The sequence below is a fragment of the Marivirga arenosa genome, from assembly GCF_030503895.2.
GTDB classification, from domain to species: domain Bacteria; phylum Bacteroidota; class Bacteroidia; order Cytophagales; family Cyclobacteriaceae; genus Marivirga; species Marivirga arenosa.
Genome location: NZ_CP129970.2, coordinates 1,796,947 through 1,809,139 on the forward strand (window position 1 = coordinate 1,796,947; position 12,193 = coordinate 1,809,139).

At 31.3% G+C, this 12,193-nt stretch carries 12 protein-coding genes; 10 read left to right on the forward strand and 2 right to left on the reverse strand.

The annotated features are described in order from the left end of the window. The first annotated feature begins 2 nt into the window (after positions 1-2). From QYS48_RS07905 to QYS48_RS07920, 4 genes are all read left to right on the forward strand, one after another. Entirely contained in the window at positions 3-1,481 is a 1,479-nt protein-coding gene (locus tag QYS48_RS07905) for a glycine--tRNA ligase (RefSeq protein ID WP_308358284.1), read from the forward strand. 117 nt (positions 1,482-1,598) lie between these two features. Further along, positions 1,599-1,910 carry a thioredoxin family protein gene (locus QYS48_RS07910; RefSeq protein ID WP_308358285.1) on the forward strand — a complete coding sequence of 104 codons (312 nt, stop codon included), beginning with the start codon at positions 1,599-1,601 and terminating at the stop codon, positions 1,908-1,910. Beyond that, positions 1,891-2,148 carry a hypothetical protein gene (locus tag QYS48_RS07915; RefSeq protein ID WP_308358286.1) on the forward strand — a complete coding sequence of 86 codons (258 nt, stop codon included), beginning with the start codon at positions 1,891-1,893 and terminating at the stop codon, positions 2,146-2,148. Before QYS48_RS07910 ends, QYS48_RS07915 begins: the two co-directional genes overlap by 20 nt. 229 nt (positions 2,149-2,377) lie before the next feature. After that, on the forward strand, positions 2,378-3,244 hold the full coding sequence (locus tag QYS48_RS07920; RefSeq protein ID WP_308358287.1) for a transporter substrate-binding domain-containing protein: 867 nt from the start codon (positions 2,378-2,380) through the stop codon (positions 3,242-3,244). A gap of 90 nt (positions 3,245-3,334) precedes the next feature. Here QYS48_RS07920 and QYS48_RS07925 read toward each other — a convergent pair whose 3' ends face one another. Next, complete coding sequence (locus QYS48_RS07925; protein WP_302122152.1) at positions 3,335-3,640, reverse strand: hypothetical protein; 306 nt, start codon at positions 3,638-3,640, stop codon at positions 3,335-3,337. A 606-nt stretch (positions 3,641-4,246) separates the two neighbouring features. On the opposite strand from QYS48_RS07925, the gene QYS48_RS07930 reads away from it, so the two are divergent. The 3 genes from QYS48_RS07930 to QYS48_RS07940 all read left to right on the forward strand — a co-directional run bounded on the left by QYS48_RS07930 (position 4,247) and on the right by QYS48_RS07940 (position 7,417). Further along, positions 4,247-5,557: an NAD(P)/FAD-dependent oxidoreductase gene (locus tag QYS48_RS07930; RefSeq protein ID WP_308358288.1), complete on the forward strand. Its 1,311-nt coding sequence runs from the start codon at positions 4,247-4,249 to the stop codon at positions 5,555-5,557. Positions 5,558-5,644: 87 nt separating this feature from the next. Then, positions 5,645-6,679 (forward strand): histidine kinase, encoded by a 1,035-nt coding sequence (locus QYS48_RS07935; RefSeq protein ID WP_308358289.1) that lies wholly within the window; start codon positions 5,645-5,647, stop codon positions 6,677-6,679. An 18-nt stretch (positions 6,680-6,697) separates the two neighbouring features. After that, a complete protein-coding gene (locus QYS48_RS07940; protein WP_302122154.1) occupies positions 6,698-7,417 on the forward strand; it encodes a LytTR family DNA-binding domain-containing protein in 720 nt (239 codons plus the stop codon). Here the strand turns inward: QYS48_RS07940 and hemW are convergent. Beyond that, positions 7,414-8,544, reverse strand: coding sequence for a radical SAM family heme chaperone HemW (hemW, locus tag QYS48_RS07945; protein WP_308358290.1), 1,131 nt, complete (start codon positions 8,542-8,544; stop codon positions 7,414-7,416). The genes QYS48_RS07940 and hemW overlap by 4 nt on opposite strands. A 1-nt stretch (position 8,545) precedes the next feature. Here hemW and QYS48_RS07950 point away from each other — a divergent pair, with 1 nt between their 5' ends. The 3 genes from QYS48_RS07950 to QYS48_RS07960 all read left to right on the forward strand — a co-directional run bounded on the left by QYS48_RS07950 (position 8,546) and on the right by QYS48_RS07960 (position 12,137). Beyond that, positions 8,546-10,183 (forward strand): hypothetical protein, encoded by a 1,638-nt coding sequence (locus tag QYS48_RS07950; protein ID WP_308358291.1) that lies wholly within the window; start codon positions 8,546-8,548, stop codon positions 10,181-10,183. Positions 10,184-10,246: 63 nt separating this feature from the next. Further along, positions 10,247-11,332 (forward strand): DUF4271 domain-containing protein, encoded by a 1,086-nt coding sequence (locus QYS48_RS07955; protein ID WP_308358292.1) that lies wholly within the window; start codon positions 10,247-10,249, stop codon positions 11,330-11,332. Positions 11,333-11,357: 25 nt separating this feature from the next. Further along, positions 11,358-12,137, forward strand: a complete 780-nt coding sequence (locus QYS48_RS07960) for a uroporphyrinogen-III synthase (protein WP_308358293.1) — start codon at positions 11,358-11,360, stop codon at positions 12,135-12,137. Positions 12,138-12,193: the final 56 nt, after the last annotated feature.

Genomic DNA, 12,193 nt, shown 5'->3' on the forward strand with positions numbered 1-12,193 from the left:
GCATGGCAAAGAAAGAACAAGCAACCGAGAATTCACTTTTTAAAGATATTGTAGCACACGCAAAAGAATATGGCTTTGTATACCAATCTAGCGAGATCTATGATGGACTTCAAGCTGTATATGATTATGGTCCCTATGGTGCTGAATTAAAGAAAAATATCAAAGAATTATGGTGGAATACCATGACTCGATTTAATGATGATATTGTAGGTCTAGATTCTGCTATCTTCATGCACCCGGACACATGGAAAGCATCAGGCCATATTGATAGCTTCAATGATCCTATGATTGATAATAAGGATTCAAAAAAGCGTTATCGTGCCGATGTTTTATTAGAAGAAAAGGCAGCTGAATACGAGAACGCAGGTGATAAAGAAAAAGCAGATGCTTTATTAAAAAAGGCAGGCCAGTTGTTGGAAGCGGAAGATCTTAAAGCAGTTCGTGAATTAATTATTGAAGAAGACATTAAATGCCCACTTTCAGGTACGGCTAATTGGACTGAAGTGAGACAATTTAATTTAATGTTTTCTACTCAAATCGGTAGTGTGGCTGATGATTCAGGTAAAATTTACTTAAGACCTGAAACAGCTCAAGGTATATTTGTGAATTTCTTGAATGTGCAAAAGACTGCTAGAATGAAGGTGCCATTTGGGATTGCCCAAATTGGAAAGGCTTTCAGAAATGAAATTGTTGCACGTCAGTTTATTTTCAGAATGCGTGAGTTTGAGCAAATGGAAATGCAATTCTTTGTTCGCCCAGGGGAAGAAATTTCATGGTATGAAAAATGGCGCGATATGCGTTTAAAATGGCATAAAGCCATCGGAATCCCAGAGGAAGATTTACGATTACATGAGCATGAAAAGTTAGCACATTATGCTAATGCAGCAGTGGATGTTGAATATAAATTTCCGTTTGGTTTTAAAGAAGTTGAAGGAATACACAGCAGAACTGATTTCGATTTGAAAAGTCATCAGGAAGTGTCAAAAAAGAAGATACAATATTTTGATCCTGAAATTAACAAAAATTATATTCCTTATGTTGTGGAAACTTCTGTTGGTTGTGATCGACTTTTCTTAATGCTTTTCTGCAATGCATATACTAATGAAGAAGTAGGAGAAGGTGACAAAGCTAAAACCAGAATTTATTTAAAATTACACCCAGCATTAGCGCCTGTGAAAGCTGCTATTTTACCATTAACCAAAAAGGATGGATTGCCAGAAAAAGGAAAGGAGATTTATAATTCTTTAAAAGGAGCCTTTAATGTTGTTTATGAAGAGGCTGCTTCCATTGGGAAACGCTATACAAGACAAGATTTAATTGGTACGCCATTTTGTATTGCAGTTGATCATCAAACATTGGAAGATAATACGGTAACCATTCGCCATAGAGATAGTACAGAGCAAGAAAGAATGTCTGTTGATGAATTAGAAAGTTTTATTGCAAAAGCTACTTCATTCAATAGAATCTATGAAAAATTGTAGGTGATACTGCTATTTATAGATTTTGTCTATAAGAGTATGAAAACAATCAATTTAATTTGTTGAAACCTATTGTTAATTTTGCGTTCTAAATATGCAAGAGTTTAAATAAAAATTGACATGATAGAATTAGCAGAAGATAATTTACAAGAAATAATTGAAGGTAATGAAACCGTGATGGTGCAATATGGAGCTACATGGTGCGGAAATTGTAGGATTACAAAACCAAAATTCAAAAGGTTAGCAGGTGAAAATGAAAACATAAAATTTGTTTATGTTGATGCGGAAAAATTACCAAATTCAAGATCTTTAGCAGAAGTTAAAAACTTACCCACTTTTGCAGGATTCAAAAATGGTAAGTTAGTAAATTCTATTTCTGGAAATAAACCAAGCATTATAACTGATTTATTAAATGAGGTTACCAATAATTAAGCACGTTGTAGAGTTCATCGAAAAGAATGATGATGATTTTGTAATAGAAACAATGGAGGTTCTTGAAGACCTTATTGAGGCGAAAGGCATTAAGGATGAGGAATTAGAAGTTATTGGAGAATTACTCTCTAATTTTTCTGGAGCTCTTGAGGTTAGAAAAGAAATAAAAGGTGGTACCCCTAAAAAAGAAGCACTTAATGGATTCATGCAAAGAGTGATGGGGTCTATCGATAATTAAATATATAAATTCATTTTTTCAAAAAGCACAGTTTTTAAGCTGTGTTTTTTTATGTCTTAAAAAAACAATACATTAGATTAATTATATTTTTAAGCTGATAAATATAATTTAGACTACTATTTTCTTATTATAATTTTATTTTATCGATAAATGTATTTGATTTGACGAATATTATTGAAATAATGATAAGTCATTCATAAGTTTCCTATTCGTACTTTAATCAAATATTATGAAAAAACTATTAATCCAAAGTTCGCTTTTATCAATTTTTCTATTCCAAGCTTTTATATCTGTGGCTCAATATTCCGGAGATACATTTGCCAAAGCGAAGCAATCTAAAAAAGCCAATTTAACTTATGTTTATTCCGAAGCACCTGGTTTTGCCGCAGAAGTAAATGGACAGGTTGAAGGAGTATGCGTTGATGTTATGAGTGATTTTGAATTCTATTTATTAGATAATTACGGAATCACCGTTAATTCAACAATGGTAAAAGATCATGCTGATAATTTTACAGCCTATTTAGATGCTGTTAAGAAGTCTTCAAATGGTGTTTTTGGTTTAAGTAACACCACTATTACTCAAAAAAGAAAATCTATTTACAAGTTTAGCCCTGCATATATCACGAATATTGGAATGATGCTTACACATAGCGATGTGCCTACTTTATCAGATATATCAAAAATTTCGGAAGTATTTGCTGGTAAAAAAGCAGTTTCAGTTAAAGGAACTACAAATGAAGATCAAATATTAAATATCAAAAAGAAATATTTTCCTTCCTTAGAAATTGAATATGTAAATTCATTCGAAGAAGTGATGGATAAAGTGATTAGCAGTCCAGACTATTTTGGAAATGTTGACTTTACCTATTATTTGGATGCAACGAAATCAAATAAACCAGTAAAGAGACACCCCGCTGGTGATCAGGCTGCAGAAGAATTTGGTATTGTAATGCCAAAAAATAGCGATTGGGCAAAGCCATTTGCTGAATTTTTAACAGAGGAATATAGAACAAGCCCTAGTTACAGAAAAATTATAGCAAAACATTTAGGCCCTAATGCATTACAATTACTTGATGCCGTTGCAGGAGGGAATTAAAATAAAAAGAGCCTCTTACTTTTCGTAAAGAGGCTCTTACTTACCAAAACATCAACCATTCACTATGAATTAAACTATAACTTATTAATTCTAAATATTAGGTTTTAGTTCCTGCGACTTAATAAATATTTTCTGGCTTTTTAATTCCATAAGTAAGTCAACATTTCTCATTGCTACAGGATCAATGTTATCCTTTTCAAAACTATATAATAGAGTACCATCTGTATTATATATTAAAATAGCTGGCTCATTTATTTCTTCCAGATTAAAAACTGGAGCTGCAAGCTCAGCTTTTACTTCTTCTATTAATTTTTGATCAATGTTTTTATTCTCATCATCACCGTAAACGCTAGTAATTGAGAATAAGAAAGCGAAAAATACAACTGCAAATTTCATAATATTTTGTTTTAGGTTCTTTTAGTACGTTGACGCAGAATAATAGCGGAAAGTTGCATGTACTTTACAGAAAAATATTCGGCTGATGTAATTAACATGTAAGATTTATATTAAAATATATATTTTTTATATAAAAAGAAAATATTGTAAAATGGAGAGTCTGCCGTATAAAATATTATAAATCAACCTTAGGCTTACTGTTTATCTCATATAATTATTTCATTAATATATTTAATATTATTTTGAATTTGTTTTTATATCTATAATTCATTCACTACTTAAAGTGTTAAAAATCAGCAATATAGGGTTAGCCATGTGAAAGGTTTATTCTTATTGTAAAATCTTAAATTGTACTTAGCTTACAATCCAATTTAGGATAGTTTATAATTTTGCCTTAGGCCTAGATTTTATTCATTTTACCTTTTTGTAATTTGTATTCTATTCAGAAATAGGATTACTGTAACTAGAGAGTATTTTAGAGGGGTTAAAATTTTCCTGAAGTGTAAGAAAAATTGCTTTATAGAATGGAAATAATGTTGAAAGGATAAGAATAAGCAATACATTTATATTAGTTAATAAGGACTGTATTTTTTAAATAAGTATGATATGAATCAATCTAATGCGTTCAGAATTCCAGATACTCAACAAAAAAGAATAGTTATAATAGGTGGAGGATTTGCAGGTATCACATTGGCTAAAAAATTTGCGGGTAAAGATGTTCAGGTTGTATTACTAGATAGGCATAATTATCACACCTTTCAACCTTTATTATATCAAGTTGCAACTGCGGGGCTTGAGCCAGATTCAATTGCTGGCCCGTTGCGTAAGTTACTAGAAAATCATAAAAATATATTCTTTCGAATGGCAACTGTTACTAATATTAATAACAGTAATAATAAAATCAAAAGTAATGTTGGGGAGCTTTCGTATGATTATTTAATTATAGCAGCAGGATCGAAAACTAATTTCTTTGGTCAGCAAGAAAAGTTTGAGAAAGCTTTTCCATTAAAACAGATTCCGCAAGCATTAGATTTCAGAAGTCATATTTTACAAAATTTTGAAGAAGCAGTATTAAGCTCTGATGAAAATGACATTGAGCGCTTAATGAATATTGTGATCGTAGGTGGTGGACCAACAGGCGTGGAATTAGCAGGGGCTTTAGGGGAACTCAAAAAGCATGTTCTACCTAATGATTATCCTGATTTAGATTTCCAGAAGTTAAATATTTACTTAGTGGAAGGAATGGATAGGTTATTAGGAGGTATGTCAGAATTCGCGGATGTAAAAGCTCAAAAATACCTAAAAAAGTTTGATGTGAATGTAAAGTTAAAGACTATGGTCAAAAGCTTCGATGGAGAAAACGTTGAATTTGATAATGGTGAAAAAATCCCAACCACTACTTTGCTTTGGGGTGCTGGCGTAATGGGGAACATAATTGAAGGTCTCGCAGAAGAGAGTGTAAAAAATAGTCGCTACAAAGTCGATAAATATAATTTAATAGAAGGTACAGAAAATATTTATGCAGTTGGTGATATAGCTTTAATGGAAACCGAAGATTTCCCTAAAGGCCACCCTATGTTAGCGCCAGTAGCAATGCAGCAAGCAGACTTATTGGCAAAAAACATTTTAGCTTCTCTAAAAGGAAAAAAGCAAAAAGCTTTTAAGTATTTAGATAAAGGCAGTATGGCTACAGTGGGGCGAAATAAAGCAGTAGTTGATTTACCGAAGAATCTACATTTTGGCGGATTTATGGCTTGGTTCATTTGGATGTTTGTACACTTGATCTCCATTGTTGGTTTTAGAAATAAGATTGTAATTCTTAGTAACTGGGTTTGGAATTATTTCACCTACGATAGGGGTACTAGATTAATCATTAGACCATTTATACCTAAAATTAATAAGCAGAAAAAGACCTAATCATATGATTTGATAGACGGTTTCTTAAATCTGCAAAAAGAAGCTTATTTTGCATGCTTAATCAGATTCTTGTAGAAGTAAAATAGAATGAATAAAAAGGTACTGTACTGGACCCTTCAAATTGTCGGTTGGACTGCATATGGCCTACTTAATATTTCGTTGGCTCACTTTGGAGGAAGTTTTTCAAAAGAGCAGACATTGGGACAGCTGATTCTGGTACCTTTCTATATTATCATCACTCATATTTACAGAATTTTTATAATCCGGAATGGGTGGCTAAAGATTATTATTCAGAAATTAGTTGTTAGAGTAATTATTGCATGCTTTGTCCTAAGCATTATTAATTATGCTTTCTTATTTCTCATGACAACTTTTTTGGGATTTTTTGATCCTGCCTTTGACCTTAATCCAAAGGTAATTTTTCTAAATATACTCGCTTATCTAATTCTATTCTTCCTATGGTCTTTGGTTTACTTTATGTATCATTATGTTGAGAATTACAATAGGTCATTGAAATTTGATGCAGCAATGAATGAGATTGAATTGAATAACCTGAAATCTCAGCTAAACCCTCACTTTATATTCAATGCTTTAAATAGTGTGAGAGCACTTGTAGATGAAGACCCTGCGAAGGCCAAAAATTCTATTACTCAACTATCAAATATTCTAAGAAACTCGCTTATTCTGGATAAAAAAAGACTTATTAATTTTAATGATGAGCTAAATACGGTAATTGATTTTTTAGCTCTTGAGAAAATTAGATATGAAGAAAGGTTGACAACTGAGTTTATCATTCATCCGGATTCGTATAAGTATCAAGTGCCCCCATTAATGATTCAAACTTTGGTTGAAAATGGAATTAAGCACGGAATATCAAGTTTAACTAACGGAGGAAGGCTGTCAATTGAAACAGAAATTGTAGAAAAAAACTGTTTGAATATCAACATTAGGAATTCTGGTCATTTTAAATTGGATAAAAGAAAAAAAAATAAAGGCTTTGGAATTGAAAATACCAAACAGCGTTTAAAGTTGATTTTTGATAAAGAAGCATCTTTTAGTATTAAAAATGAATCAGAGGGAACGGTATTAACAACCGTAAAAATCCCTCAAATCATTTATTAATTTTATTAAATTGCAGATATGAAGGTATTAATTATTGATGACGAAAGATTGGCTCGAAAAGAATTAGGGAATCTTTTAGCGGAGTATAAAGATATAAATATAGTTGGAGAGGCGGCAAATGCTGATGAGGCGGAGGAAATGATTGAAAACCTTAATCCGGATTTGATTTTTCTTGATATACAGATGCCTGGAAGGACGGGGTTTGAACTATTAGAATCTTTAGAGAAAACACCTAAAGTAATCTTTACTACTGCTTATGATGAATATGCATTAAAAGCTTTTGAATTCAACGCATTGGATTATTTACTAAAGCCAATAGAGCCCAAAAGATTGATGGAATCTATCATTAAAATAAGGCAGGAAGTTGAGGCATTGCAAGAATCTGAAAAGAAGAATACACAACTAACAGTAAATGATCAAGTATTTGTTAAGGATGGTGATAATTGTTGGTTTGTGAAATTGAAAGATGTTAGACTTTTCGAATCGGATGGTAATTATATCAAAGTATATTTTGATAAAAACAAACCAATGATTCATAAATCATTAAATGCTTTGGATGAAAAGTTAGACAATAAACATTTTTTCAGAGTGAGCAGAAAGCATATTATTAATCTTGAATGGATAGATGAAATTGAGACTTGGTTCAACGGGGGATTAATGGTAAAATTGAAAGGCGGTGAAAAAGTAGAGGTTTCTAGAAGACAAGCAACGAAGTTTAAAGATTTGATGAGTCTCTAATTAACTACAAATAAATCTGAGGCAAGTTTATCTGCTAATAATCTTCCTTTCGTTGTAAGTTTTAAATAATTATTTTGCAAAGTGCAAAGTTTCAATCCTATCCACTGCTGGATTTGAGGCTTTGCATTTTTCATCAAATCATAATCATGTTCTTGACTTAAATAGTCTAAGCTACAGCCTTCAATAGTTCTCAAAGAAGTCATGATATACTCATTTATTCTGTCTTCATTATTTAAAATATCCATTTCAGCAGGAAGTTGACCTAGCTTGATAGCTCTTAAGTATTTAGCATTATTATTGATGTTAAATTGGCGATTTATTCCATTAAAAGAATGTGCAGAAGGGCCTAATCCTAAATAGGCTTTTTGTTGCCAATAGCTGCTATTATGTTGAGATCTAAAACCTTTCTTAGCAAAATTTGATACCTCATAATGTTCATAATTATGCTTTTTCAGATACGCAGTTAGGTATTGAAATTGTTCAGCAGCATAATCTTCTGAAGCCTCATCTAATTTTCCTTTTTGCTGCCATCTACCGAAAACTGTATTAGGTTCTATGGTTAAACAATAGGATGAAATGTGTGGAGGTTCAAACGCAACAAGTCTTCTTAAGTCTTCAGCCCAAATTTCATGAGATGCAATTGGAATACCATAAATTAAGTCTAAACTGTAGTTTGAAAAATCACTTTCCTTGATCCATTCTAGGGATTGGAAAGCCTCAGCACTATTATGAGCACGATTCATCCATTTTAAAATCTCTTCATTGAAAGATTGTATTCCAACGCTAAGCCTATTTATACCTAAATCATAAAGTATTTTTAATTTTTCAGGCTTTATGTCGTCTGGATTGGCTTCAAATGTAATTTCTGACGTATTTGAAATAGTATGGAATTCGTTTAGTGTAGAAAGAATCTTTTGTATTTGATTTGGATCTAAAAGTGAAGGAGTTCCACCCCCAAAATAAACGGACTCAACAACTTCTCCTTTTAAGTAATCCTTTTGTATTTCAATTTCTTTACAGATTGCATCTACCATTTCATTTTTAATTACCATATTGGTAGAAAAATGGAAGTCGCAATAAAAGCATGCTTGCTTACAAAAGGGAATATGTATGTATATACCTGCCAAAATGAATACAAAGTTAATTCGAATTTTACAGAAGTACCTGCTCGTCCTCTTCCTATATTTTTTTATCTCACCAAATACTTATTCGCAAGTCAATATTGATCGCCTAAAGCAACAAAAGAAGAAGCTAGAGGATTCATTAATTAATCTGGGTTATTGGGAAGCTATTGTAGAAATTGAAAATGATAGCACTTTCAAAATAGAAGAAGGAAAACCTTACCTATGGAGTGATTTAAAAGTTTATGAAAAGGAGGCTAGAATCAGTATTTCATCTCTGGATAAGCAAATAGGAAAACAGGCTAATCAATACATATTAAAAAAAGCTTTGCAAAAGTATTTGGTTGAAAACTATCACAAATCAGGATATCCTCTTGCTAAAGCCAATTTAACAATTGAAGGGCTGAATGCTAATAATGTTTTAGCATCAGTTTATATAAAACCCCAAAATTATATTGTTTATGATTCTCTAGATATTAAGTCGAGTATCCAATCAATTAACAGTTCATATCTTTCAAATGCATTAAATCTAGAAATTGGTAGGGCATTTAATATCAAAGATTTTAGAGCAATTAACACGAAAATAGAAAGTATTGATCAGATCAATTTAAGTTCTAGCCCTACTCTTAAGTTTGAAAATAATAAAGCTATTATTGGTCTAGATTTAATAAAAGAAACTTCAAATCAATTTGATGCATTTATTGGCCTTGTACCTAATGGTGATGAGGTAAATATCACAGGGCAAGTTGACACTCGCCTAAGAAATTTATTCAAAAGGGGAGTTGCCTTAGATATCTTTTGGCAAAAGTATTCGGCAAATTCACAAACCTTGGCAACTGCTTTAAGTCAATCCTATGCTTTTAAAACTGATTTAGGAGTAAGTTTTGATTTTAATTTATTGCAAGAGGATAGTACTTTTTTACAAACAGATTTAAATATCGGACTAGAATATCCTTTTTGGAAATTATTGACATTAGGCGTATCCTATAAGAGACAAAGCAATGGTGTTTTAAGAGAATTTTCGCCAGAAGAAATAGATGATATTGCATATAGAAGCTCAGAAACGAATGCAATTCAGTTGTCTGCTGACTGGAATAGAGCAATTAATTATCCAGTTTTGAAAAATGATTATTATTTGGAATCTGCCTTCGGAATTGGGGGAAAAAGAATATTAAATTATTCATCTTTACCAGAAGTTTGGCAAGATGTGCCTGAAAATAGCTTGTATTTTTCTACTAGAATTAAGTTACATTTTCAAAGAAGGCTAGCTAAGCGATTTTTAATAGAAATTATTCCTCAATATAATATCATTGAAAATTCAGCCCTTTCGCAAAACGATTTGCTCCGTTTGGGAGGCTTGCAGAATTTAAGAGGCTTTGACAGAAATTATTTTTATTCTAGATATTATACATTATTAAATTTGAATTATAGATATTTCTTAGATAATGAATCCAGTGTGTTTTTGCTAACTGATATTGCTAAATTGCAGCCTGTAATAAATTGGACTTATGCTTTTGGCGCTGGTTTGGATGTAAGAAGTAAAAATGGCTGGTTTAGAATTATTTATGCTTTAGGAAATGAGCTTGATGAAAATGTAGATTTTCGACAAGCTAAAATTCATTTCGGCTATATTGCAGTTTTTTAAAATTCAATTATTATCTAGCGATAGTCTTAGATACATAAACTTTAAAAATATTTTCTTCTGGAAATGTACAGAATCATTCTTTATATACTCCCCTTATTATTTTTTTCTTGTCAATCAGAAGATAGAGAAGCTGAGATTGAATTAACTAAATCATCCAATCAGCTTGAAATAATTTATCAGGCGGATACTCTATCTAACTTAAGCCAGTGGGACTCGGATAGTCTTAGGCAGATTAAAATAAAAACAATTGAAAACAAAAAATTATATTTAGAAGCGGTCGCAGATGCTCCATTATATTTATTTAAAGATGCAAAATTAATCTATGGCGCTAATACTGGAGAACTCCGTTTTGAAATTGATAAGGCAGAAAAAGGTAATTATTATTTAGGAATTGACGATAAGGCTCAAGAATTTTCTTTTAAAACATATTTTCTTCAGCACAAAAAAGAAAATGCTTTATTCACAGGATTAATAACCTTTAATCGGGAAACTATATGGATTTCTAACAATGTATTAATCATAATTTTAATTATCACGGCATTAGCAATGGTTGTGATTAAATTAAATTATGATAAAAGACTTTTTCAGGTTTTATCATTTAATAAAGTATTTACAACCAGATTGAATGAAGGCGATCAATCAAGAGTTAGAATAACAGATCAAGACAATTTAATTTTTGGAGGGTTGTATGTTTTTCTAATCTCATCATTGGTTTATTTTTTAAGTTTTTACAGCCCTTATGAAATCTCACTTATTTCTAATAAAGGGCTACCTGAGTTTTTCAACATTATATTATGGGTAGCAATAGGCTTAATTTCAAAAGTGGTATTGGTTACCCTCTTTTCTAATTTGTTTGGCAATAACAAAATTTCAGCATTTTACATAAAGGAAATGCTTAACATAAATTTATTTTTTATCATAATTATATTTTTCATTACGGCTCTAATATTCTTGTATTTGGGCTTCATACCTAACTTTTGGTTCAATACAGCGCTCTTTGGCCTATTATTCTTCTATCTATTGAGGTTGATCTTACTATATTTTAAAATATTAAAACTGAGTGGGTTCAGTAATCTATATTTATTTTCTTACTTTTGCACCACAGAAATATTCCCATTTTTAATTGGATTAAAATATTTCGTGAGATAAAACTTTTCAAAGTAGACCAATTAATATGTCAACAACTGTAAAAGACCGATTTTATCCGGTAAAAAGTATTATGGTTTCACAGCCGGAACCAGCGAATATTGAGAATTCTCCTTATCACAAATTAGCGGATAAGTACAAAATTAAAATTGATTTCAGGCAATTTATCAATGTTGACCCTATTGATGCAAAAGAATTTAGGAAACAAAAAATTGATATCTTAAAGCATACTGCAATCATTTTTACAAGTAGAAATGCAGTAGACCATTTCTTTCGAATTTGTAAGGGTAGTAAAATCGAGATGCCACCTGAAATGAAATATTTTTGTATTTCAGAACAAACGGCTAATTATCTACAAAAATACATTGTAGTTAGAAAAAGAAAAGTTTTTGTGGGAGAGCGAACTGCGCAAGACATTTTAAATGTTATCAAGAAACATAAAAACGAAAAGTATCTTTTTCCTTGTTCAAATATCAGAAAAGATGACATTCCATCTTTCATGACCAAAAACGGTTACAATTTCACAGAAGCAACTATTTATAAAACAGTTGCAGCAGACTTATCTGATCTTGAACATATTACGTATGATATTTTAGCGTTCTTTAGTCCGTCAGGAATTAATTCATTGTTTGTGAACTTTCCGGAGTTCAAACAAAACAAAACCAGAATTGCTGTGTTTGGACCCACAACAGCTAAAGCTGCAAGGGATGCAGGTCTGATAATAGATATAGAAGCACCATTGCCAAATGCACCGTCTATGACGGGAGCATTAGAACTTTATATTAAAAAAGCTAATGGTCTTAAATAGCTGGTATTTAGACCTTTAGTCATATATAATTATATAATAACTTTAAATTACTTACA